20 protein-coding genes and 1 tRNA gene are annotated in these 23,844 nt (G+C 67.5%); 4 read left to right on the top strand and 17 right to left on the bottom strand.

The window, feature by feature from the left end; translation table 11 throughout:
• Positions 1-5: 5 nt before the first annotated feature.
• The 3 genes from MLE43_RS01845 to MLE43_RS01835 all read right to left on the bottom strand — a co-directional run bounded on the left by MLE43_RS01845 (position 6) and on the right by MLE43_RS01835 (position 2,953).
• A complete protein-coding gene (locus MLE43_RS01845; RefSeq protein WP_243301135.1) occupies positions 6-1,322 on the bottom strand; it encodes a M56 family metallopeptidase in 1,317 nt (438 codons plus the stop codon).
• Entirely contained in the window at positions 1,319-1,705 is a 387-nt protein-coding gene (locus MLE43_RS01840) for a BlaI/MecI/CopY family transcriptional regulator (RefSeq protein ID WP_243301132.1), read from the bottom strand. Before MLE43_RS01840 ends, MLE43_RS01845 begins: the two co-directional genes overlap by 4 nt.
• Positions 1,706-1,789: 84 nt before the next feature.
• Positions 1,790-2,953, bottom strand: a complete 1,164-nt coding sequence (locus MLE43_RS01835; RefSeq protein WP_243301130.1) for a vWA domain-containing protein — start codon at positions 2,951-2,953, stop codon at positions 1,790-1,792.
• Between the two features lie 174 nt (positions 2,954-3,127).
• Between MLE43_RS01835 and MLE43_RS01830 the strand changes: the two genes are divergently transcribed.
• Together MLE43_RS01830 and MLE43_RS01825 are read left to right on the top strand one after the other, a co-directional pair.
• Positions 3,128-4,609, top strand: a complete 1,482-nt coding sequence (locus MLE43_RS01830; protein ID WP_243301128.1) for a Ppx/GppA phosphatase family protein — start codon at positions 3,128-3,130, stop codon at positions 4,607-4,609.
• A gap of 7 nt (positions 4,610-4,616) precedes the next feature.
• Positions 4,617-5,816: a LeuA family protein gene (locus tag MLE43_RS01825; RefSeq protein ID WP_243301126.1), complete on the top strand. Its 1,200-nt coding sequence runs from the start codon at positions 4,617-4,619 to the stop codon at positions 5,814-5,816.
• Here MLE43_RS01825 and MLE43_RS01820 read toward each other — a convergent pair.
• From MLE43_RS01820 to MLE43_RS01800, 5 genes are all read right to left on the bottom strand, one after another.
• A complete protein-coding gene (locus MLE43_RS01820) occupies positions 5,813-7,084 on the bottom strand; it encodes an NAD(P)/FAD-dependent oxidoreductase (protein ID WP_243301125.1) in 1,272 nt (423 codons plus the stop codon). The genes MLE43_RS01825 and MLE43_RS01820 overlap by 4 nt on opposite strands.
• Before the next feature lie 5 nt (positions 7,085-7,089).
• Positions 7,090-7,398 (bottom strand): cupin domain-containing protein, encoded by a 309-nt coding sequence (locus tag MLE43_RS01815; RefSeq protein WP_243301124.1) that lies wholly within the window; start codon positions 7,396-7,398, stop codon positions 7,090-7,092.
• A 29-nt stretch (positions 7,399-7,427) separates the two neighbouring features.
• A complete protein-coding gene (locus MLE43_RS01810; RefSeq protein WP_243301122.1) occupies positions 7,428-9,716 on the bottom strand; it encodes a nitric-oxide reductase large subunit in 2,289 nt (762 codons plus the stop codon).
• 128 nt (positions 9,717-9,844) lie between these two features.
• The gene (locus MLE43_RS01805) at positions 9,845-10,525 is read right to left on the bottom strand and encodes a biotin--[acetyl-CoA-carboxylase] ligase (RefSeq protein WP_243301119.1); all 681 of its coding nucleotides are present in this window, start codon (positions 10,523-10,525) and stop codon (positions 9,845-9,847) included.
• A gap of 1 nt (position 10,526) precedes the next feature.
• Positions 10,527-11,321 (bottom strand): type III pantothenate kinase, encoded by a 795-nt coding sequence (locus tag MLE43_RS01800; RefSeq protein WP_243301117.1) that lies wholly within the window; start codon positions 11,319-11,321, stop codon positions 10,527-10,529.
• Positions 11,322-11,429: 108 nt separating this feature from the next.
• Between MLE43_RS01800 and MLE43_RS01795 the strand changes: the two genes are divergently transcribed.
• Positions 11,430-12,800, top strand: a complete 1,371-nt coding sequence (locus MLE43_RS01795; RefSeq protein ID WP_243301115.1) for a tryptophanase — start codon at positions 11,430-11,432, stop codon at positions 12,798-12,800.
• A 35-nt stretch (positions 12,801-12,835) separates the two neighbouring features.
• Positions 12,836-14,239, top strand: coding sequence for an aldehyde dehydrogenase family protein (locus MLE43_RS01790; protein ID WP_243301114.1), 1,404 nt, complete (start codon positions 12,836-12,838; stop codon positions 14,237-14,239).
• 27 nt (positions 14,240-14,266) lie between these two features.
• Here the strand turns inward: MLE43_RS01790 and MLE43_RS01785 are convergent, their stop codons facing one another.
• The 9 genes from MLE43_RS01785 to MLE43_RS01745 all read right to left on the bottom strand — a co-directional run bounded on the left by MLE43_RS01785 (position 14,267) and on the right by MLE43_RS01745 (position 23,828).
• The gene (locus MLE43_RS01785; RefSeq protein ID WP_243301113.1) at positions 14,267-15,778 is read right to left on the bottom strand and encodes a WD40 repeat domain-containing protein; all 1,512 of its coding nucleotides are present in this window, start codon (positions 15,776-15,778) and stop codon (positions 14,267-14,269) included.
• Positions 15,779-15,938: 160 nt separating this feature from the next.
• Entirely contained in the window at positions 15,939-16,751 is an 813-nt protein-coding gene (locus MLE43_RS01780; protein ID WP_243301112.1) for an SDR family oxidoreductase, read from the bottom strand.
• A gap of 34 nt (positions 16,752-16,785) precedes the next feature.
• On the bottom strand, positions 16,786-18,777 hold the full coding sequence (locus MLE43_RS01775) for an ABC-F family ATP-binding cassette domain-containing protein (RefSeq protein WP_243301111.1): 1,992 nt from the start codon (positions 18,775-18,777) through the stop codon (positions 16,786-16,788).
• Between the two features lie 110 nt (positions 18,778-18,887).
• A tRNA-Ala gene (locus MLE43_RS01770) sits at positions 18,888-18,963 on the bottom strand.
• Between the two features lie 50 nt (positions 18,964-19,013).
• Entirely contained in the window at positions 19,014-20,966 is a 1,953-nt protein-coding gene (locus MLE43_RS01765; RefSeq protein ID WP_243301110.1) for a lytic transglycosylase domain-containing protein, read from the bottom strand.
• 4 nt (positions 20,967-20,970) lie between these two features.
• A complete protein-coding gene (gcvH, locus tag MLE43_RS01760) occupies positions 20,971-21,357 on the bottom strand; it encodes a glycine cleavage system protein GcvH (RefSeq protein ID WP_243301106.1) in 387 nt (128 codons plus the stop codon).
• A 40-nt stretch (positions 21,358-21,397) separates the two neighbouring features.
• On the bottom strand, positions 21,398-22,513 hold the full coding sequence (gcvT, locus tag MLE43_RS01755; protein ID WP_243301104.1) for a glycine cleavage system aminomethyltransferase GcvT: 1,116 nt from the start codon (positions 22,511-22,513) through the stop codon (positions 21,398-21,400).
• A gap of 26 nt (positions 22,514-22,539) precedes the next feature.
• Positions 22,540-23,280: a DNA/RNA nuclease SfsA gene (gene sfsA, locus MLE43_RS01750; RefSeq protein ID WP_243301101.1), complete on the bottom strand. Its 741-nt coding sequence runs from the start codon at positions 23,278-23,280 to the stop codon at positions 22,540-22,542.
• Positions 23,277-23,828 (bottom strand): D-glycero-alpha-D-manno-heptose-1,7-bisphosphate 7-phosphatase, encoded by a 552-nt coding sequence (locus MLE43_RS01745; RefSeq protein WP_243301099.1) that lies wholly within the window; start codon positions 23,826-23,828, stop codon positions 23,277-23,279. Before MLE43_RS01745 ends, sfsA begins: the two co-directional genes overlap by 4 nt.
• Between the last annotated feature and the right edge of the window lie 16 nt (positions 23,829-23,844).

The raw sequence follows: 23,844 nt of genomic DNA, 5'->3' as shown, positions 1-23,844 counted from the left end.
AAGCCTCATCTCAGGCGGAACGGCATGGTGAGCTTGAACCTGGCGGGCACGGCCTTGCCCTTGACTTTGGCGGGTTCGAACTCCCAGGCCTCCGCATAGTCGACGGCGCAGGCGTGCAGTTCGGGCGGGCCGGAGATGGCCTTGGCGCTGGTGACCTTGCCTTTGGTGTCGATGACCAGGACCACCACCACCGTGCCCTGGATGCGCGCGGCCTTGGCCTCGGGAGGATAGACCGGTGCCTCGGGCTGATGCTTGACACGGATCTGCTTGAAATCCATCTCCACGGGCTCCGAAGCCATCGTTGCGGGCTTCGGGGTGCCGGTGGCGGACAGCGTGGTGAGGCCGAGGACCCCCGCCAGCAAAAGGACGGGGAGCAGTGCGGCGGCAGGTGAAGCCGCCACATGGGTGGGATGGGGGCGCAGCAGGCGCTGAATGCGGAGCATGAGATGACCTCCACTGGCCGCGGGGGCCAGATCGGGAATCAGGTTCGATGGGGTTCGGAGTTCCTCCAACCCGAGGAGGGCGGAGGCGTAGAGGATCGGGTCACCGCAGGTGTTCACGGCGGCGTCATCACAGCAGTGCTCACGCTCCTGGCGAATGCGCCGGGAGAGCCACCAGACGGCGGGGTGATAGAACAGCAGGGCCTCCGCGAGGGTCTGGACGAGGTTCGCGAGGAAGTCGCCCCGTCGGACGTGGGCCAGTTCATGGGCCAGGAGGGCTTCCAGAGCTTCGGGAGACAGGGCCAGCAGGGCCGCGGCCGGAATGAGCACCACGGGTTTCAGCCAGCCCAGGACCACGAGCGAGTCCACCCGATCGGACAACCCAAGGCGGACCGGAAGCTGAACACGGGCGCGGACCCTCAGGGCCTCGAACCGCGTCAGCCATTCGGCCGGCGGCGGCCGGAGGTTGCGGAGGCAGGACCCGTAGAGCCAAGCCATGGCATGTCCCACCTGCACGAGCCGGAGGCTGAAGCCCAGGATCCAGGCGAGGAACAGCCAGGGGATCCAGGGAGCGAGCGCGGCGTGCAGCCGGAATGGCCATCCCACCAGGCCGCCCCCCTCGCCGACGGGGGTGATCAAGACCGCATCGGCCGCGGCCAGCGGGTCCCCGCCGATCGAGATCCAGGCCAGGGTTCCCGCGAAGGCGAGGACCAGCAGGCCGAGGGTGGCGAACGCGATGGCATAGCGGAGTTCCGCAGAACGACGGCGCGCCAGCCAGAGCGCGACCGCCGCCAGCAGGGCCAGCAGCGCGCCCTGCCAGAGGCTGTGGAGCAGGGCCCAGCCGATGGTCCGAAGCAGCGGGAGGGAGGCCAGGTCGCTCATCGGGCCCTGCCCTTGGCTTCATTCAGCAGCTTGCGGATGTCCTCCAGTTCCTCCGCCGAGGCAGGCTCGGCTTCCAGAGCCTGGAGGACAAGGTCCCGACGGTTGCCTGCGAAGGCCTTCTGCAGAAGTTCCTTCAGCAGGCAGCGCTGGGTTTCGGCCTCCCCCTGGAGGGCCTGGTAGGTGTGGGAACGCGCGCGTTCGTCCCGCGCCACCAGGCCCTTCTCCACCATGATTTGCATGAGCTTCAGCACGGTGGTGTAGCCCATGTCCCGGTCCTTCGACAGCTCGGTGTGCACATCCCGAACCGTCGAGGAGCCCCGCGACCAGAGGACCCGCAGGATGGCGAGCTCGCCATCGGAAGGGCGGATGGGCGCGGTGGACATGGAGCCTCCAGGGGATCTGGAGACAACATACGAACCGATTCGTAATTTGTCAACGAATCGATTCGTACTTTTGGACGCGGCCCCCTACCGGACGGATGGAGCGTACAGGGTCACGCCTTTTCGGGCGGTGCTGACCTCAAGGGGCAGCGGTCTAGCGGAAGGGGAACCCTCCGACCACTGCACCAGGTAGCGGGAACCGAAGGCCTGAATGCTCTGTCCAAACCGGGCCTCGAGCCCGACCTTCAGCGGAAAGGCGAAGCCTCCGGTGGCGGGTGCGATGGCGCCCACATGACCCGTGACGTTCTGCCCGGCTCCAGCCACGGAGTAGAGGGTGACGCCGGTGGCAGCGGCCTTCGCCTTGAGCGAGGCCTGGAAGAGGGCCATGTCCCGAGTGGCCAGAGAGGCGGTCTCCGCAGGTCCCCCCGCATCCCCCCGTTCGCGCTTGAAGTTCTGGCCCGCGGCCCGTTTCACGGTCGGATGGGCCATGTCATCCGCCTCACAGCGCGAGAAGACGACGACATGCTTCTGGCCCGGCACCGCAGCGATGGCCTCGAGGATGGATTCCAGGGCCTGGGACTCCCGCCCGATGGTGGTCAACATGCCAGTGATGAATGACTGGCTGCTGAAATTCAGCCGGTCCAGGACATTGATGCCGCGCTGGTCCGTCGTGCCCCTGGCCCAGCCAGGCGCCGCCACCTTGAACCGGGCCAGCATGGCATTCAGGGTGTCCTGGCCAGCCTCGCCATCGGAGGCATCCGTAAAGTCCCTCTGAAAACCCTGGCCCTGGAGACGCTCTCTGGACGATCCGGTCAGGCTCTCGGGCAGCAGGTCCGGAACCTTGGCCAGGGCCTCGGCCCACAGCGCCCGCCGGACCGAAAAGCCGGGCATCAGGGACTCCAGGGCATCCTTCCCGCGGGCCACAATGAGTACCCGGTCCCCGCCGGGCACTTTGGTCAGGAAGTCTGCCGCAGCCAGGAAGGCCATGGCCCGGAGGTTCGTGTCCCGGATGGGCTCGAACACGAGCACCCAGGACTGCGGGGCATCGGCGGTCTGAGCGGGAGTCTTCACCTGGACCACCGCACGGACCTTCCCATCGACCTGGACCTTGAAGTCCTCGGCCCGGAGGTCCCCCACTAGGGCCCCGCGAGTATCGAGCGCCAGGACCCAGGCCTGGGCCCGCGCCGGGTCCGGCTGGCCGGCGGCCAAAGCGACTCCAAGGATCAATCCGATGCACCAGCGGTGGATCATGCGACGCCCCCTGTTTTGTGGATGAACAGGTATTGATTGAACCACAAAGGAGCCCGCCTCGCAGCCCCGCAGGTCCATCGGGCCTCATCCGTGCTCCGGAGAACCCCGGCCCGCCAAGAATCTTCTGGCCAGGTCGGCGGCACTCGCCACAATCGACCCATGCGGATTGCGGCCGTGGACGTTGGATCGAATTCCATCCACCTGGTGGTGGTGGAAGCGGATCCCATGGGCGGGCAGCAGGTTCTGGCCCGGGAGAAGGCCATGGTGCGCCTGGCCCGCGGCGAGGCGAGCTCCGGCGAAATCGGCCCCGAGGCGTTCCAGGCTGGCCTGGATGCCCTCAGCCAGATGGCGAAGGTCATCCAGGGCTTCGAGTGCGAGACCGTCATGGCTTGCGGCACGGCGGCCCTGCGGGATGCGAAGAACGCCCAGGCCTTCGTCATGGAGGCCGAAGCACTGGGCATCGCCATCCAGGTGATCTCGGGCGAGGAGGAGGCCCGACTCATCTACCAGGCCGTCTCCCACGCCATCCCCTTCCCTCCGGAGCCCGTCACCCTGGTGGACATCGGCGGCGGCAGCACCGAGCTGACCTGGGTGGCCGGAGGCCGGGTGGCGGCCAGCATCTCCCTGCCCCGGGGCCTCCAGCGGCTGGCGGATGCGGCCCAGACGGCGGACCCGCCCACGGCCCCCGACCTCAAGCGGCTGCGGAAGATGATCCGCCGCATCCTGAAGAAAGCCCGCAAGGACCTGCCCACGGAGTTGCCGGAACCCACGCTCCTTCTGGGGACATCGGGCACGCTGGAGGACCTGGCGAAGGGCTCGGATGACGGCCGGGGCTTCACCGTGGAGCAGCTCCGGGCCTACACCCTGAAACTCTGGCGGACAGATGCCCAGCAGCGGACCGAGCGCCTGGGTGTCGACCCCAAGCGCGCGGAGGTGCTGCATGTGGGTGCCATCTGGGCCCTGTCCCTGATGGAGTGGCTGGGCACCCCGCCCCTGCGCCACCTGCCCGTGGGCCTGCGCGAAGGCATGATCTGGGAGGCCCTGAAGCACGGCGGCGCCGCGATCCCGCCGCTGGCGGACCGCCGGCGGGCCTCCATCGAGCAGCTGGCGGCGCGCCTGGATCCCGACCCCGGCCACAGCCGCCATGTGGCCCGGCTGGCGGACCAGCTCTTCCTCGCCCTCCAGCCCCACTTCGAGCTGGGGGATACCGAGCGCCAGTGGCTGGCCTTCGCGGCTAGGGTCCACGACATCGGATTCTCGGTTTCCGAGAAGGACCACCACAAGCATGGCGAGTATCTGTTGCGGAATGCCGCCCTGCCCGGCTTCTGGCCCGAGGAGGTGGATGTGCTCGCCCAGGTGGTGCGCTTCCACCGGGGCAAGCCGCCCCACCACGCGAAACATGAGGCCTTCCGGGCCCTGGCACCCTGGCACCGGCAGGTGGTCCGCAAGCTGGCGGCCCTGGTGCGGGGGGCTGATGCCCTGGACCGCAGGCGCCGCCAGACGGTGCGTGACCTATCGGTGGACATCGATGAGGAGACCCTGCGGGTGCGCCTGGAGGCCACCGGGGATGTGGAACCAGAGATGGAGGCCTTCCGCGAGAAGGCCGTCCTCCTGGGCACCCTGCTGGACCGTAGGATCGAAGTCACCGTAGTCTGATTCCTCCATGACACTCGATGAGCTGATCAACGACTGGAACGGCCCCCTGGCGGAAGGCCGCATCCCGATACTCCTCGACGAGACCCTGCGCGACGGCCTCCAGAGTCCTTCCGTTCGCGATCCGGACATCGCCGCCAAGCGCGACCTCATCCACCTCCTGGCCCGCCTGGGCGTGGATGCCGTGGATCTGGGCATGCCCGGCGCGGGCCCCAAGGCCCTGGCGGCCGTGCGGGCCCTCATGGTGGAGATCCGAGACCACCGCCTGCCCATCCATCCCCAGGTGGCCGTCCGGACCATGGAGGTGGACCTCGCGCAGGTGGCCGAGATCCAGCAGCGGGTGGGCCTCCCGCTGGAGGCCGGCGCCTTCCTGGGCTCCAGCCCCATCCGCATGGACGTGGAAGGGTGGGATCTCGCCTTCCTGGTGGACATGGCACGCAAGGCCGCGGCCTTCTGCCGCCGCCATGAAGTGCCCCTGATGATGGTGACGGAAGACACCACCCGCGCCCGGCCGGAGGTGCTCAAAGCCATCTACAGTGCCGCCCTGGATGAAGGGGCCCAGTCCCTCTGCCTGTCGGACACCTGCGGCCACGCCACCCCTGACGGCGTGCGGCGGTTGGTGCGCTTCATCAAGGACGAGGTCGTCAAGGACCGCTCCGTGCACATCGACTGGCACGGTCACAACGACCGGGGCCTGGGCGTGGCCAATGCCATCGCCGCTTTCGAGGCGGGCGCGGACCGCCTCCACGGCACCATCCTGGGCATCGGCGAACGCTGCGGCAACGTGGCCCTGGACCAGCTCATGATCAACCTGCACCTCATGGGTTTCCCCAAGGGCGACCTCTCCGACCTCCCGGCCCTGGCGGAACGCGTGGCTGAATTGTGCGGCGTGGAGATCCCCGCCAACTATCCGGTGCTGGGTCGGGACGCATTCCGCACCGGCACGGGCGTCCATGCCGCCGCCATCGTGAAGGCTCTGCATCGCGGCGACGTGGACCTGGCTGACGCGGTCTACTCCGGGGTCCCCGCCGCCCTGGTGGGCCGGCGCCAGGAAATCGAGATCGGCCCCATGGCAGGCCACAGCAACGTCATCTACTGGCTCGAGCTCAATGGGTACGACACCAGTCCCGACCGCGTCGAACGCATCCTCCAGGCAGCCAAGAACAGCCCCCGGATCCTCAGCGAAGCCGAGATCCGGGCCGTGCTTTAGCCATCACGCCTCTTCCTCTCGACGATCAGCCTCGCCCTGGGCTGGGTCGTGAGGTAGGCCCATAGCCATTCGAAGAGGACGAACACGCGGCTGCGGAAATCCACGAGCAGCATGAGGTGGACGAACAACCAGGCCAGCCAGGCGGGGTAGCCGGTGAAGTTCAGGCGGCCGATGTGGGCCACGGCCTTGCCCCGGCCGAGGGTGGCCATGCTGCCCTTGTCCCGATAGCGGAAGGTCCGCCGGGGCCGGTTGGCGAGGGTCGCCAGGAGGTTCTCCGCGGCGCAGGTTCCCTGCTGGATCGCCACGGGGGCGACGCCCGGCAGAGGCCCGCCGGACCCATGCGTGAACGCGGCCAGGTCCCCCACGACGAAGGCCTCGGGATGGCCGGGGAGGCTGAGGTCGGGCTCGACGAGCACCCGGCCGATGCGATCAGTCGGCACGCCCAGGCTTGCCCCGAGGGGCACCGCCGACACGCCCGCGGCCCAGAGCACGGTCCGGGTGGGGATGCGCTCCCCGCCCAGCTGGACGGCATGCTCGTCGATGCCCGTGATGGGCTGCCCGAGCCGGACCTCGACGCCGATGCGCTCCAGGCCCTGCACCGCCTGCTCGGACAACCCGGAGCCGAAGTTGGCCAGGATGCCCGGCCCGGCTTCCACCAGGATCACCCGGGCGCGGTCCGTGCGGATGCGCCGGAACTCCCGCGGCAGGGTGAGCCGGGCCATCTCCTTCAGGGTGCCGGCCAGCTCCACGCCGGTCGGCCCGCCTCCCACGATGACGAAGGTCAGCCACTCCCGGCGCAGTTCCGCATCTTCCTCCTGCTCCGCCCGCTCGAAGGTGAGGAGGAAGCGCCGCCGGATCTCCAGGGCGTCCTCCAGGGTCTTGAGGCCTGGGGCCACACGGGCCCAGGCGTCCTGGCCGAAGTAGGAACTGCGGGATCCTGCGGCGAGGATCAGGAAGTCGTAGGCCAGCGTCCCGCCCTCCGCCAGGCGCGCCTGCCGGGCGGCGAGATCCACGGAGGTCACCTCGCCCAGCACCACCTCGGCGTTGGCCTGCTCGCGGAGGATGTGGCGGATGGGGGCGGCGATGTCGGCCGGGGAGAGCGTGGCCGAGGCCACCTGATAGAGGAGGGGCTGGAACAGATGGTGGTTCTGGCGGTCCACCAGCACGACCCGGACCGGCGCCTCGGCGAGGATCCGGGCGGCCTTCAGCCCCCCGAATCCGCCGCCGACGATGAGGACCGTGGGAAGGACAGGCGCTGGATCTGCCACCGCCCCTAGCCCCGCATGTGGGTCACGAGGACGTAGGAGGACTCGATCCCGGTGAGGGCGTGGGGCTGGTCCTTGTCGAAGATCACCCGGTCCCCGGGGGCCATGGGGAGCCAGGTCTCGCCCTTGAGCACCTCGATGCGGCCGGTCAGGAGCTGGGCGCTGGCGGTATAGGGTGCCTTGTGGGGGGCGATCTTGACGCCTCCGGGCAGGGCCACCAGGACGACCTTGGTGCCGTGCTCCACATCAATGAGCGGCAAGGTGGCCCGCTGGGACTCCGGCATGGGAAGGGCTTCTTGCAGGTTGGTGATGGTCATCGGGATTCCTTGTCTCGGCGGTCTGGGAATCAGGCCGCGTCTTGCGGTTCAGAGGTGAACACCAGCTTCAGGGTGGCGTAGGCGATGGGCAGCGCCCCCGCGAGCAGGAAGATCGTGTCGGCGACGATGCGGATCCACTCCAGCGTGTGGAAGGTACCGCCCATGAGGTAGGACAGGCGCCGGGCGTGCCAGTAGCCGTTGGAGAGCACGTCCCACAGCTGGAGGACGCCGGCGGGGAACAGATCCAGCAGCAGCATCAGGCCCAGCCCGATGTTGAGCCCCCAGAACCCGAAGCGGATGGCCTTCTCCACCCGTTCCCAGGCGCGGTCGCCCTTGAGTTCCCGCAGGCAGAACACCAGCACGGCCAGGGCCAGCATGCCGAAGACGCCGAACATGGCCGCATGGCCATGGTTGGCCGTGAGGGTCGTGCCGATCTCGAAGTAGGACACGATGGGCAGGTTGATGAGGAACCCGAAGACGCCCGCCCCGACGAAGTTCCACACGCCCACGGCGATGAGGAACTTGATGGCCCAGCGCTGCCGCGCCGCCAAGGGCTTCCCGCAGTCCTCGCAGTCCTTGTCCTGCAGGCGGATGAAGTCCCAGGCGTCCAGCGTCAGCAGGGTGAGCGGCACCACCTCCAGGGCGGAGAAACTGGCCGCCAGCCCCATGTTCAGGGTCCCCTGCCCCGTGAAGTACCAGTGGTGGCCGATGCCCATGATGCCGCCAGCCAGGTAGAGGATGGCGTCGAGGTACACGAGCCGCGTGGCGGACTTCGCGGTGACGAGGCCCAACTGGTAGAACATCACGGCCACCAGCACCGTGGCGAAGAGCTCGAAGAAGCCCTCCACCCACAGGTGGATGATCCAGAAGCGCCAGTTGTCGATGACGGCAAAGTTGGTGCGGGGCCCGTAGAACAGGGCCGGCACGTAGAAGAGCGGGATGGCGATGGCCGCGTAGAAGAAGAGGGAGGGCAGCTCCCCCTGCTCGCCGCCCTTCATGGCCGGACGCAGGGCCCGGAACATGAGAAAGAGCCAGAAGATGAGACCGACGGCCAGGAGGATCTGCCAGAACCGTCCCAGATCCAGGTACTCGCTGCCCTGGTGGCCCAGCCAGAACCAGAGGCTGCCCAGATAGCCGTTGATTCCCAGGAACTCGCCGAACAGGCTGCCGAAGACCACGATGGCGAGGGCACCCAGGAGGAGGAGCACGCCCGCTTTCTGGCCCTTGGGTTCCACGCCACCCACCAGGGGGGCCAGGAAGAGCCCGCCGCCCACCCAGGCCGTGGCGATCCAGAAGATGGCCAGCTGCAGGTGCCAGGTCCGGGCGAGGTTGTAAGGCAGGATGCGGGCCAGGTCGAAGCCATAGAAGCCCCCGGGCTCGACGCGGTAGTGTGCCAGGGCCCCGCCCAGGGCCGTCTGGCCCAGGAACAGCAGGGCCACCACCGCGAAGAAGAGGCCCACGGCCTTCTGGCTGGGGGTGAGGGTCCAAGCGTGGAGCCGGCCCTCCTCTGCGTGCTTCCAGCCCGCCTCGCCGCCCCACCCCAGGTAGTCGAACTTCCCGAAGATGAAGAGGATGAGGCCCAGGCCGCCCAGCAGCGCGATGAGGCTCATGGCGCTCCACAGGTAGGTCGACGCCGTGGGCGTGTTGCCCACCAGGGGTTCGTAGGGCCAGTTGTTGGTGTAGGAGTAGTCCTTCCCGGGGCGCGGCGCCACGGTGGCCCAGGTGGCCCAGGCGAAGTAGGCCGTCAGGTTCCTGAGTTCCCCCTCGTCCTGGATGAACTTGGTGGGGAGGCCCACGGCTGCCTTGTCGCCGGAGAAGTAGGTTTTCCATTCGGTCGTCTGGGTGCGGTAGGCCGCGGCTTCCAGGTCCGTGAACCGGAGGGTGTCCGTGCCGGGGTCGTAGCGGTTCTGCTTGGTCTGCGAGGCCAGCTGGGCGCCGATCTCCAGCGCCTGGGCCGGGTCCAGCTCTTTGAAGGCCTTGCCGTAGCGGGCCTGGGCCAGGACATCCCGACCGATCTCCGCCTGGCGGTGCAGGTACTCCGCGGTGTAGTCCGGCCCCAGGTAGGCGCCGTGGCCCCACAGGGTGCCGTGCTCCATGAGGCCGTACTTCAGGAAGACCTCCTGGCCGTCCTTGATCTCCTCTCCCGTGAAGAGGACCTGGCCCGATTCCCCCACGACCCGCGCCGGGATGGGCGGCGCGCCGGCATAAGTCTTCGCCGTGACCCAGATCAGCAGGCTGAAGCCGAAGATCATCACGAGGATGACCGCCTGGCGCCAGCGTGGGGAAAGGGGTGTGGAATCCTGGTGGGAACCGCTCATCGCGCGCATCTCCTTGGTGGATTCGGAAAAACCCATCAAACAGTGCGCTCGAATGGATCAATGCTCAAGGACAATTCGGACTCGGGTGTTTGAAACCCGATCAGGAAGGCCGAGGAGAGCAGCCTGGATCAGGCTCCCTGCCCGATCCCGGAGATGTCCCCGGCGCTGAGCCGCTGGACGCCGTGCGCCGTGGCCACCTTCAGGCGGCCGTCCGGTTCCCAGTCCAGGCAGGTACCCTGCCCCTCTTCCCAGCGCAGGGAAGTACCAGTCTCCGGCCATCGGAAGAGCGGTTGAACATCCTGCGTCAAACAACTCCATGCCTTGATGATGTGGACGGCAAGATTGGTTGTCGCTGGGATCGGCAACCCCAGTTCCGCCAGACATGCCGGAGGGATCGCCCGATCGGGGAGGTCGGGGGCCGAGCTGAGGTTCACGCCCAGCCCCAGGATGAGGCGAGGGCCGACCTGCTCGCCCAGGATGCCCCCCACTTTCATCAGGCGGCCCGCCTTCCAGGCCACGAGGTCGTTGGGCCACTTCAGCCCCAGAGCTCGCCCTTCCGGATCAAGCACCTGTGCGGCGGCGATCATGGCGCGCTGGAGGACCAGACCTGGGGCCACGCCGGCGGCCGCGGGCAGCGCCGCGGACAGCCACAGACCGGCTCCAGCGGCGCTCTCCCAGCGGTTGCCCTGGCGCCCTCGGCCCTGGAGTTGGCGGTCCGCCAGGACGGCGCAGAAGCCCAGGTGGGGATGCCGGCGCAGGAAGGCCTGGGTGGAATCCACCTCGGCCAGGCGGATCAGGGGGAGCTCCACGCTACTTCCGGCTGCCCTGGTTGCGGAGCCAGAGGATGCGCAGGCCGTCCAGGGTGAGGTCCGGCGCCTCCAGGCGGATGGCCCGGGTGTGGGGCCCGATCACCCTCGCCAGCCCCCCGGTGGATACCACCTTCGCCTCGGGGCACTCGGCCAGCAGGCGGTCCAGGATGCCGTCCACCATGCCGACATAGCCGTAGAAGATGCCGGCCTGCATGGCCTGCACGGTGTTGCGCCCCACCAGGCGCTCGGGCTCGGCCACCTCCACGCGGGGGAGGCGGCTGGCCCGCTGGAAGAGCGCATCCGCGCTGATCTTGAGGCCGGGACAGATGAGGCCCCCCAGATACTCCCGCTTGGCGTTGACCACATCGAACGTGGTGGCGGTGCCGAAGTCCACGACGATGACAGGCGCTCCGTAGGCTTCGATGGCGGCCACCGCGTTCACCAGCCGGTCCGCCCCCAGCTCCGCGGGGTTGTCGATGAGCACCTTGACGCCCGTCTTGACGCCGGGCTCGACATAGAAGGCCTCCACACCGAAGTAGATCGAGGCCAGGCTCATGAGGATGGGGTGCAGTGGCGGCACCACGCAGGAGATGGCCACGTGCTTGATCTGGCTGGCCTCGATGCCCTGATGGCGCATGAGCGCCAGGGCGGACACGCCGTACTCGTCCACCGTGCGCTCCCGGCTGGTGGCCAGGCGCCACGAACAGACCAGGGGCGAGTCCGGTCCTTTTGACAGATCGTAGATCCCCAGCACCACGTTGGTGTTGCCCACATCGACGGCCAACAGAAGACTCATGCGCACTCCGAGCCATTTAGGATCGCCTGACGAGGCGGCGCCCGCCACCCTCTTGTGATGCCGATTCCCGGAGCCTCCATTACCCTGGGGGTTCTGCCTGGAGCCACCATGCCCCGCACCATGATCGAGCCCTTCCGCATCAAGTCCGTGGAGCCCATCCGCATGACCAGCGCCGCCGAGCGTCTGGAGCTGCTGGAGGCCGCCAAGCTGAACGTGTTCAAGCTGCGGGCGGAGGACGTGCTGCTGGACTGGCTGACGGATTCCGGCACGGGCGCCATGAGCTCCGCCCAGTGGGGCGCCATCATGGTGGGCGATGAGAGCTATGCCGGCGCCCGCAGCTTCTTCCGGCTGGAGGCAGTCCTCCAGGACATTACGGGCATGGCCCATTTCATCCCCACCCACCAGGGCCGCGCCGCCGAGAAGGTGCTCTTCACGGCGGTATGCAAGAAGGGCGATCTGGTGCCCAACAACTGCCACTTCGACACGACCCGGGCCAACCTGGAGTACAACGGCGTCGAGGCCGTGGACCTGGTGATCCCCGAAGGGCTCCAGCCCAGCCTCATCCACCCCTTCAAGGGCAACATCGACCTGGCCCGCGTGGAGGAGGTGCTCAAGAAGGACGGCGCCCGCATCCCCTTCGGCATGATCACCGTGACCAACAACACCGGCGGCGGCCAGCCGGTCTCCATGGCGAACCTCCGCGCCTACGCCGCGCTCCTGAAGAAGTACGGCAAGCCCCTGATCATGGACGTCTGCCGCTTCGCCGAGAACGCCATGTTCATCAAGCTCCGGGAGGACGGCTATCAGGACACACCCATCAAGGCCATCTGCCAGGAGATGTTCAGCTATGCCGATGGCTGCACCATGAGCGCCAAGAAGGACGCCCTGGTGAACATGGGCGGCTTCATCATGCTGCGCAGCGACGAGTGGCTCGACCCCGTGCGCAACATGCTCATCCTCACGGAGGGCTTCCCCACCTACGGCGGCCTGGCCGGACGGGACCTGGAGGCCATGGCCGTGGGCCTGGAGGAGGGCATGCACGAGGACTACCTCCGCTACCGCCTGCGCACCGCCGAGTACCTGGGCGAGAAGCTGGAGGCCGCGGGCGTGGGGTTCGTGAAGCCCACCGGCGGACACGCAGTCTACATCGACGCCAAGACCGTCCTTCCCGACATGCCGGTGTCGCAGTACCCGGCCTGGGCCCTCTGCAACGCCCTCTACCTGGAAGGCGGCATCCGGGGCGTGGAGATCGGCTCCGTCATGTTCGGCAAGCACCTGGACGACGGCACCGAGACCTACCACTCCATGGAACTCGTGCGCCTGGCCTTCCCCCGCCGCATGTACACCCAGAGCCACTTCGACTTCGCGGCCGAGGTCATCGCCGAAGTGAAGGCCAAGGCCAAGGAGATCCGGGGCGTGAAGATCGTCAAGCAGAGCAAGTACCTGCGGCACTTCACCGCGGAGATGGCCTGGGCGTAGGACTATCATGGGCGGAACCACCCCCAGGACCGCCCATGACCACGACCCCGCTGGAAGCCCTCTTCGCCCGCCAGCAGGCGGCCCGCTGGCGGGTGGCGGCGTCATCCGCCGACCAGCGCCGGGCCAAGCTGCTTACCCTCCTGGAAGCGCTCATGGCCCGCAGAGACGAGGCCCGGGCGGCCCTGGCCGCGGACTTCCGGAAGGCCCCGGAGGAAGTCGACCTCACCGAACTCTATCCCGTCATCTCTGAGATCAAGGAGGCCCTGCGGCACCTTCCCCGCTGGATGAAGCTGCGGCGGGTGCCCACCCCCATCGGCCTCCTCGGCAGCGCCGGCACCATCCGCCACGAGCCCAAGGGCGTGGTGCTCATCATCAGCCCCTGGAACTACCCCATCTACCTCACCTTGGGGCCCCTGGTCTCCGCCCTCGCCGCCGGCAACTGCGCCATCCTCAAACCCTCGGAGCTGACGCCCCATACCACGGCCTTCCTGCGGGAGCTTCTGGCCAGCCTGTTCCCCGAGGAGGAGGTGGCCCTGGTGGAGGGGGATGCGGAAGCCTCCAAAGCCCTGCTGGCCCTGCCCTTCGACCATGTCTTCTTCACGGGCAGCCCAGGCGTGGGCAAGGCCGTGATGAAGGCCGCGGCCGAGCATCTGGCCTCGGTGACGCTGGAACTGGGCGGCAAGTCGCCCGTGCTCGTGGACGCGGATGCCAACCTGCGCGAGGCCGCCCGCAAGGTCGCCTGGGGCAAGGGGCTCAACGGCGGCCAGACCTGCGTGGCCCCGGACTACCTCCTGGTCCACGAACGGGTCCACGACCGCCTGGTGGACGAGCTGAAGCAGGCCTTCACGGCCTTCTACGGCGCCACCCCCGAGGCTCGCCAGGCCAGCCCCGATCTCGCCCGGATCATCAACGACCGGCACTTCACCCGAGTCCAGGCCCTGCTGCACGGGTCTGGCGGGCAGATCGCCTTCGGCGGGGAGGTCGATGCGGCCTCCCGCTACATCGGCCCCACGGTGCTCACGGGCGTGGATCCGGCCTCGCCGGTCATGCAGGAGGAGATCTTCGGACCCCTCCTGCCGGTCCTGAAGGTGAAGGACATGGGCGAGGCCGTGGCCTTCGTCAACGCCCGCCCCAAGCCCCTGGCCCTCTATGTCTTCAGCGGCAACCGCCGGACCGCCGGGGATCTCATCGCCCGCACCACGGCGGGTGGAACCTGCATCAACGACACGGTGCTGCACTTCGCCCACACCAGTCTGCCCACCGGCGGCGTGAACACCTCCGGCTTCGGCAAGGCACACGGCATCCACGGCTTCGAGGCCTTCTCCAATGCGCGCGGCATCCTGCGCCAGCGGACCCGGTTCTCCGCCATCCAACTCATGTATCCGCCCTACACCAGCTTCGTGCGCCGGATGATCGACCTGACGCTTCGCTATTTCTAGGCATTTGTTTTGATAATCGAACAGGCCCTAGTGCCCCATGGCTGAGCCCTTCGCAGGGAGGCCTTTCCCCTCCGGGTTCTTTCTGGGGGTTGTCTCAGCTTGGATGGATGCAAGGTTCCAGAGGCGGATCTCGTTCGGTGTGAGCACGAAGAGCCGCCCATCCCCGGAGAATCCGATGCGGATATCTTCAGGTTTCTCCGTGATGCGGATGCTGCCAAGAGGTTGCAGCGTCGTGGCCGACAGGATCTGAATGTAGGGATGCCAGTGGTCCACGAGCCACTGGCCATCCGGCGAGAACAGCCGTTCCGTGGTCGTGTACCACGGGAAGAGGCTTGCCGGGGAGATCGGCACCATCCGGATATCCAGGAGAGCTGGGACTTCCGCATCCCCGCTCAATTCCAACCGCTTGCTCCCAGCCCTGAAGCTGCGTTCGACCTCGATGAGGCTCCATTGTTCCAAGGTCTCCCGGGTATAGACGGTGCAAACGCCCCCGGACGAGAAGCGAAGCTCAGAGGCGGTGGTGGAACTGGTGGGCGGTCTCCTTATGCGACCAAGCTCCCTACCTGTTTCCAGGTCAACGACTTGCAGCTCGACCCCTGAAATGACGAGCCGGGAGCCCTGCATGGCGAAGCTTCCTGATGATGCATCCGCAAGCTCCCCAAGGAGATCTCCGGAGGCAGCGTCGAGGATCTGGAACCGCCCCCCCTGGATGATCAGGCGCCGGCTATCGGGAGAGAAGGCCGCTCGGGAAACTTTGTCCTCGCCTGCGAGCCTCGCGGCCGCCTTCCAGTCTGCCGTCTTGAGCAGAACCGAGGCGCGAGAACCCAGCACAGCCAGCCATTGGCCATTCGGGGAAAAGACAACTTCCTGTATCTCCGAAAAGGAGGTCCCCACAGGTCCGATTCCAGGTTCACCCAGGTCCAGTACCCGGCAGTTCTCTCTGTTGTCCCAGACCCGCACCTTCCCCTGGAAGCCAACGGCCACGAACCGCCCAGAGGGGTCGACCGCCAGCCGAGGAACAGCTGTCTCTGATCCCTCTCGCGCGTCCACGGAATCCAGCAGGCCAGAGGAGGGACCGGTTTGGCCCATTCCCCGGGCCCACAGGGCCCCGTGGGCATCCACGGCGAAGATACGCCCTTCCGGGAGCATCAGCACGGACTTGAGGCCGCTGGAACGCTCCATCCGGATGCACTCGGAGGGTGGGAGAAGGCGCCCCCTCCTCCGATGGCGGTCTCCCGACCAGGCACCCCAAACCTTGTCCGGGTCTGAAGGGAGAGTGTTGAACTTGTAGAAGGCGACATCCCGTTCCATCCGGATGACCCTGTCGCCTTCAAACCGAGCCAGGACCCGGAATACTTTAGGAGAGCCCTCTTTATGGCCCCCGCTGCCCCCGTAAACCCACCCGGCAGACCAGAGAATATCCGTCCGGTCTCCCTCCCATTCCCACGCATAGATGGACTGAAGTTCCAACAAATTGGGGGGGCCCATCTTCGCGCGCAGGCTCTGCCGGGTCTCGTCTCCCTGGGCCAGCGAATCCACCACCCTCTGGTCCGGCAGTGTGGATGCGGGTTTATAAGGAACGACCAGGCATCCCTGGAGTAGGGACAACAGCAAACCACTCGTAAGGCAGGGGGCTCGGAGGTTCATCGCTCACCCTGGAGACCGGTGAATGATCCCCCCGAAGGGTGAGCGTTTCAAGTTACTCGTGTCTGCCCACGAACTCGTCCATGCTCCGGTTCACGCCGAAGAAGCTGAGCACGGCGTCGAAGAGGAAGGGCGGCAGCACGCGGATCACGGGCACGGTCATCACGAAGCGGGGCATGATCAGGCGTGAGCGATTGCCTTCGATGGCGTCCAGGATGCGCCGCACCACGTAGTCGGGCTTGAGGATGGGCAGCAGCCATGCGAAGCGGGTCTTCACCCCTTCGAACATGCCGGTGTCGATGAAGAAGGGACACACCACGGTGGTGCGCACAGGGCTGCCCAGCCGCTTCAGTTCCATGCGCAGGGACTCGTCGAAACCCACCGCGGCGAACTTCGATGCGGAGTAGTCCACCAGGCGCGAGGTGCCCGCCAGGCCCGCGGCGGAGGCCACCGTGACGATATGCCCCTTCCCCGCCGCCAGCATGTCCGGCAGGAAGGCCCGAACCGTCCAGAAATTCGCCAGGACATTCACCTGGAAGGTGCGCTCGATGGCCTCGTCGCTGCACTCCAGCAGGGTCTTCCCGGAGACGATGCCCGCGTTGTTGATGAGGATATCGACCGCCCCGCGGTGCTGGCGTATTTCAGCGCAGGCAGCCTGGACAGCGGCCTTGTCGGAGAGGTCCACCACGAACCCCTCGGCATCCCCTTGCCGGCCGCGGATGGCCTCGCAGACCTCGCCAAGGCCTTTGGCCTCACGGTCCACCAGGCTCACCCGGGCCCCACGGCGCGTTGCCTCCAGGGCCATGAGACGGCCCAGGCCACTGGCCGCACCGGTGATGAGGACGTGGGCGCCGCGGAGAGCCGTCATGGGAACCTCGGGGATCCCCAGGATGCTATCACCCTCAGCGCTGGGCTTCCTCCAGGGCCGTCTGGGCGGCTTCCCAGTCGCTCATGGCGTAGGCCAGGTCCGCCTCGAGCGTCTTCTGGGCATCGAGTTTGGCGCTGAAGGCCTGCCAGTCGGCAGGATCCATGGCGGCCATCTCCTTCTGCAGGTCCGCCAGTCTCGCCTCGAGGTCCGCCACTTTGGCCTCGGCCTCGGCCACATGCTTCTCGAAGCGCTTCACCGCCCGCTGCTTGTCCTTGTCGATGGCGGTGGGCTTGGAAGGCTGAATCGGCGCGGTGGCGGCGCTCTGCGGCTTCGCCCCAGAACTTTGCCTCGCCTGCGGCGAAGGGGGCTTCCTGGTGGCTTCGGGTTCAGGGCTGCCTGATTCCGTCTCGGCGCTCAGATCCAGGTCCACCCAAGCCTGGTGGTCCTCATAGCCGCCCTCTCGGAACTCCGCCCTGCCCTCGTGGATGCGCAGCAGGGAGTCCGCCACACGGCCGAGCAGGTAGCGGTCGTGGGTCACCACGATGGCGGCGCCGGTGAAGCTCAGGATGGTGTCCTCCATCGCTTCCATGCTGGGGATGTCCATGTGGTTCGTGGGTTCGTCCAGCAGCAGCAGGTTCACGCCGTGGCGAATGAGGGTGGCGATGCTGAGGCGCGCCCGCTCGCCGCCTGAAAGGGCCGTCACGGGCTTGTCCACCTCATCACCGCGGAACTGGAACTTGGCCAGGAAGCCCAGGACATCCTGCTTGAGGGCCTGGGGATTCACGGCGTGGATCTGCTGGAACACGGTGTTCCGCGGATCCAGGTTCTTGTGGTGCTGGTCGAAGTAGCCCAGCTTCACCTGGCTGCCCAGGCGGGCCCGGCCGGTGATGAAGGGGATCTCCTCGGAGATGGCCTTCAGCAGGGTGGACTTCCCGGTACCATTGAGGCCCACGATGCCCATCTTCTGGCCACGCTTGATCTGCAGCTGCTCCAGAGGCGCGTAGAGCGGTTTCCCGCCCCAACCCACGCTGGCGTTCTCCAACACCAGGGCCACATCCCCGCTGCGCTGAGTCTCGGGGAAGCTGAACTTCACTTTCCGCCGGTCCTTCAGGGGTTTCTGGATGCGGTCCAGCTTGGCGAGGTGGGTCCGGCGGCCGCGGGCCTGCTTGGTGTTCTGGCCTGCGATGTTGCGGCGGATGTACTCTTCCTGGTTCTTGATGTAGGCCTGCTGCTGCTCGTAGTGGCGCTCCAGCAGCTCAAGTTCCTGTTCCTTCTTCTCCATGAACTCGGAGTAGTTGCCGTCGTAGGCCCGCGAGCGGCCCAGCTCCAGCTCCAGGATCTCGGTGGCGATCTTGTCCAGGAAGTAGCGGTCGTGGCTGATGACCGCCACGGTGGCATCGGTGTCCTGGATGAACGACTCGAGCCAGCGCAGGCTGGGCAGGTCCAGGTGGTTGGTGGGCTCGTCCAACAGCAGCAGGTCCTGGCCCTGGAGGATGGCCTTGGCCAGCATCACCCGGCTCTTCTGGCCACCGGACAGGGTCTCCACGGGGCGTTCGAAATCGGCGGCGCTGAAGCCGAGGGCCTGCAGGATGCTCTCGGCCCGGGCGCGGATGGTGAACCCGTCGAGGTGTTCGAATATCTCCGTCACCTTCTGGTAGCGCTCCATCACCTCGTCGAGCTCAGCGCCGGCCTCACCCATGCGGTGCTCCAGCTCGCGCATCTCATGCTGGAGGCGTTCCACGTCGCCGAAGGCCGCCAGAGCCTCTTCCAGCACGCTGCCCTGGGTCTCAGGCACCAGGTCCTGGGCGTAGTGGCCCATGCGGATGCCGCGCTCCTTCGTGGGCTTCACCACCGTGCCGCTGTCGGCTTCCAGCTGGCCGAGCAGCAGCTTGAAGACTGTGCTCTTGCCCGCACCGTTGCGCCCGATGACGCCCCAGCACTCCCCCTCCTGGATGGCCCAGGTCACATCCTTCAGCACCTCCTGGGGGCCGAAGCGGAGATCGACATGGTTGAGGGAAGCGAGCATGGGCGATTCAGCTCTCGGCGATCAACTGCCAGCTATCGGTGGAGGTGCGACTGACAGCTGATAGCTGACGGCTGACAGCGCGAAGGCCACCTTCCGGTGGCCTTCGGTTTTGGTGGAGCCAATCGGGATCGAACCGACGACCTCTTGCATGCCATGCAAGCGCTCTCCCAGCTGAGCTATGGCCCCAATCGGGAAAACCTAGTATCACACCCCTTCTCCGCTTCTGCAAGCACAGATCATCGGGGAACCAGACGGAGCCGCTGGCCTGCCTGAACACGATCGCCCTTCATCCGGTTCCAGGCCTTGAGATCCTCGGGATCCAGACCGTACTTCCGGCTGATGGCGGCGAGCGTCTCCCCCCGCCGCACCAGGTGCGACCGCGGGGTGGCAGTGGCGGGCTGCGCGGATCCGGAGGCATCGGAACCGGGCAGTCGGACGGTGTCTCCAGGGTGCAGCGCCTTCGCGGCCACCGGATTCAGCCGCATCAGCTGCCCCAGCGGAACCTTCCGTGCCCGTGCGATCTTGGCGAGGGTATCGCCCGGCTTGGCCCGATAGGTGGCGCCCTCGGAGGCGGGTTCGCGAACGGCGGCCGTCGGCGGCCTCTCCGCCGCAGCGGCTGGAGGCTCGACCGCCGCGGATGCAGTCGCTTTGGGGAGGGCGGGAGCGGCGCTGTCCTCCACCTTCCCGGCCACCGCGCCCCCAGGGGCAGCGGCGGGGCCGGGGTCGGCGGGAACCACCGGAAGGGGTTCCAGAGGCCGGTCTCCCAGCAGCTTCACGCGCTCGATCCTGGGGGCGAGGTCGCGGGCATCCAGGGCCAGGCTCGGCGCCGGCGGCACCAGGAGGCGCTTCCCGGGCTTGAACTGCCGCGCGGTGATGTCGTTGGCATCCAGCAGATCGTCCGGAGCGAGCTTGAACCGCTTGGCCACCTTGGCCAGGGTGTCGCCCCTGCGGACGGTGTAGTGCTGGAAATCCAGCCGCTTGCCGGCCGGCATGCGGGCCAGCTGGCGCAGGCACTCCAGGGCCTTGCCTGGGGGGACACGCAGCGTATAGCTCCCGGGAGGCGTCGAGCCACGCAGCAGCTCGGGGTTCAGGGCCTTCAGGGTCGCGGAGTCCGTTCCGGCGCAGCGCGCCAGCACGGCCAGACTGGTCATGGTGGGAACCGTCACCGTCTCGTAGACGTACGGTGTCATCGGCACGATGTTCAGGCCGTACCGCTCGGGGTTGCGCCCCACCAGGATCGCCGCGCAGAGTTCCGGCACGTAGTTCTTGGTCTCGGTGCGCAGCCAGCGGGAACGGGCGAGATCCCAGAAGTTGCGGGTGCCGATGTTCTGGATCGCGCGCTCGAGCGTGAGCGGGCCGGCGTTGTAGCCGGAGGCCGCCAGATACCAGTCGCCGGAGATCTCGTAGAGGCGCTTCAGGTAGCGCGCGGCGGCGCGGGCGGACTTGACCGGATCGCGGCGCTCCTCGACCCAGGCATTGCCGGTCAGTCCGTAGATGCGCCCGGTGGAACGGATGAACTGCCACATGCCCACGGCCTTGGCGCGGCTCTTGGCCTCGTTGCGGAAGCCCGATTCGATGACCGCCAGGTAGGCCAGGTCCGAAGGGACGCCCTCTTCGGCGAAGACCTGCCGGATCATCGGCATGTACACCGAGGCGCGGGTCAGGGCATTTTCCATGAAGCCGCGCTTGCTGGTCGTGAAGACGCTCACCCAGGTGAGCACCTTGTCATTGAGGTCGATGGGGAAGTCGTAGGTGGCACCCTGCTCCGCCGCCCGGACCTTCTCCAGCTCGCTCCGGAGTTCCTCCCCGCTGAGGGAGATGACCTCCTCCGCGGCTTTGAGGCCCGGTTCCGCCTCACCCGGGGCCGGCGGCTCCTCGGCCGAGAGCTGTTCCTGGACCTCCTTCAGCCGCTGAAGCAGATCCTGGACCGCCGCCGTACGCAGCAGTTCCGGCGGCCAGTCGGCCGTGAGGACATCCGCCTCATCGGCACGCGCCTCGGCCGCATCTTCATCGTCCGCTTCCAGCGCCTGTTCCGCGGCCTCCACAAGGGACCGCAGGCGGGCGAGCCGGGCCGCATCCGATTCGGGGGCCCGGACAGGGGCGATCACGGCCTGGGGCTGGGGGGGCGGCGGCGGTCCCTGGACCGGCGCCGCCCCCCAGAGCAGGGCTGTCAGAAGCGGCAGCGGCATGAGCCTAGTGGCTTTCCGCGCTCACCAGGGCTTCGTAGGCGGCAGCGTCCAGGAGGTCGCCGGCCAGGGCGCCGGTCAGCTTGATCTTGACCATCCAGCCCTTGCCGTAGGGATCCTCATTCACAGCCTCCGGATGATCCGTCAGGGCCGCGTTCACCTCGAGGACTTCGCCGGCCGTGGGCATGTTCAGCTCAGAGACGGTCTTCACGGACTCCACGGTGCCGAATTCCTCGCCCTGGCCGAAGGCCGCGCCAGCTTCGGGCAGATCCACGAAGACCACGTCGCCCAGGGCATCCTGGGCATAGTGGGTGATCCCCACCAGCGCAGTGCCATCGCCCGCGGGCTTCAGCCACTCGTGGTCCTTGGTGTACTTCAGGTCGGCAGGGAACATGGATCCTCCATGGAGTGTGGGATGTGCAGGGGGAAGGGAACTACTTTGCCCGCTTGTAGAACGGCGTGGGGATGATTTCCGCATCCACGGCCCGGCCGCGGATCTCGATCTGGATGCGCCCGCCGATCTTGGCCAGGTCGGTGGGGACGTAGGCCAGGCCCAGGTTGAATCCGCAGGTCGGTGAGGGGGCCGCGCTGGTGACGAAGCCGATCTGCCGGCCGTCCTGCACCACGGGCATGTGATCGCGGGCAATGTCGCGCTTCTCCAGGGTCTTGAAGCCCACGAGCTTGCGCGGAGCCGGCGCCGCCTTGGCGGCCAGCAGGGCCTCGCGCCCGATGAAGTCGCCCTTGTCCAGCTTCACGATCCAGCCGAGGCCAGCCTCCAACGCATGGATGGTGTCATCGATCTCGTGACCATAGAGGGCCATCTTGCACTCCAGGCGCAGGGTGTTGCGGCAGCCCAGGCCGGCAGGGATCAATCCGGCGGGTTTCCCGGCGGCCAGCACGGCATTCCAGAGCCGCTCGGTGTCGCCGGCGGCGCAGTAGAGCTCGAAGCCATCCTCGCCCGTGTAGCCTGTGCGGCTGATGAGGCACTTGATCCCGGCCACCTCGCCGTGGGTGAAGAAGTAGTAGCCGATGGGGTCGAGCGGGGTCTTCGTCAGGGGCTGGAGGATGCCCACGGCCAGCGGGCCCTGCAGGGCGATCTGGCCGGTGGCGGGGCTTTCGTTCACCACGGTGCAGTCGAAGCCCTTGGCCTGCTGCTGCACCCAGGCGAAGTCCTTGTCGGAGTTGCCGGCGTTCACCACCAGCAGGAACTCCTCTTCGCCTTCCCGGTAGACCAGCAGATCGTCCACGAAGGTGCCGTTCTCGTAGAGGAAGGCGGTGTAGTGGACCTGGCCCAGGGCCAGCTTGGAAACGGCGTTGGGCGTCAGGTGCTCCACCAGCGCCAGGGCGCCCGGGCCCTTCACGCGGATCTCGCCCATGTGGCTCACGTCGAAGAGGCCGGCCTTGGTGCGCACCGCCTCGTGCTCCGCGAGGATCCCCGCCGGGTACTGCACCGGCATATCCCACCCGCCGAAATCCACCATCTTGGCGTTCAGGGCACGGTGGGCCGCATTCAGCGGCGTCTTCATCAGCTCGGTGGCGGAAGTGGACATGGGAATCTCCAGTGCGAAGCCCCAGTCTATCGCCGGGGAACCCAAGGCAGAAGGCCCGGCAATTCCCAGCCCAAGCTCCACAGACCACCTGGTTCCGTCCTTGTGACAAGACGCACAGCCAGCGGCAGGACAGTGACTCCGGTCTCCGCCGCGCGCTCCAGTTCCGCCGCATAGGCCGGATCGATCTCGCGGGCCGCGTCGAACCGGTCCACGTCCGTACGATGGACGAACAGGGCGATGGCGGCCCGGTGCCCCTCGCGCACCATGGCCTGAAGCTCCCGAAGATGCTTGGTGCCACGCTCGGTCACCGCGTCCGGAAACAGGGCCCAGGCGCCATCCTTCAAGGTGGTGTTCTTCACCTCGATGAAGACCTGGCGGCCCTCCCCATCCAGGGCCAGCACGTCGATGCGGCTGTTTTCGGAGCCATATTTCACCTCCGTGCGCACCCCGTGCAGGCCTGGCAGGCCCGGCAGCGCATCGCGGCGGGCGGCCTCGGCCACCACCCGGTTCGGCATGCCGGTTTCGACCCCCACCCAGCCTCCGGGCCGCTCCACGACCAGCCAGGTGAACTTCAGCTTGCGGTCCGGATTGGCGGCGGGTTCCAGCAGCACCCGGTCGCCGGGCTCCCAGCAGGTCTTCATCGAGCCGGTATTGGTGGTGTGGGCGGTGATGACGGTGCCATCCTCCAACCGGACATCCGCCAGGAACCGCTTGTAGCGCTGGATCAGCGTGCCCTGCACCAGGCCGGTCTTCTCGACCAGGATCATGGCCACTGGGCCAGGATGCGGTCCACGGCCTCCGGCAGGTCCGCGGCCACCAGGTCGGCCGAGGCTTCCTCCACCTCGGCCCCGTAGCCCGTGCGGACCAAGGCCACTCGGCACCCCGCCCGACGGCCCGCCTCCAGATCGATGGCCTTGTCCCCCACCATCCAGGATCCGTCGAGGTCGAGATCATGCTCCGCGGCCGCCCTCAGCAGCATGCCCGGGTTGGGCTTCCGATCGGGATGGTCCGCCACGGCATAGTCCCCCTGCCCTTGTTCGTGGTGCGGCGAGGCGTAGACGGCGTCGATATGGGCGTTCTCCAGGGCCAACAGCGTTCCCATGCGGCTCATGACGGCGGAGAAATCCCGCCAATCGTACTTGCCGCGGCCGATGCCGCTCTGGTTGGTCACCACCACCACCGGGATGCCCCGGGCATTGAGGCGGGCCACGGCCGCGGCGGCCCCGGGAATCATCACCAGCCGATCCGGATCGCTGAGGTAGTCCACCTCTTCGTTGAGGGTCCCGTCCCGATCGAGGAACACAGCCGGCTTCATGGAGATCTCCTTCCGG

This window comes from Geothrix oryzisoli (assembly GCF_022808865.1).
GTDB lineage: Bacteria > Acidobacteriota > Holophagae > Holophagales > Holophagaceae > Geothrix > Geothrix oryzisoli.
This window is presented reverse-complemented; position numbering and strand designations above follow the sequence as displayed.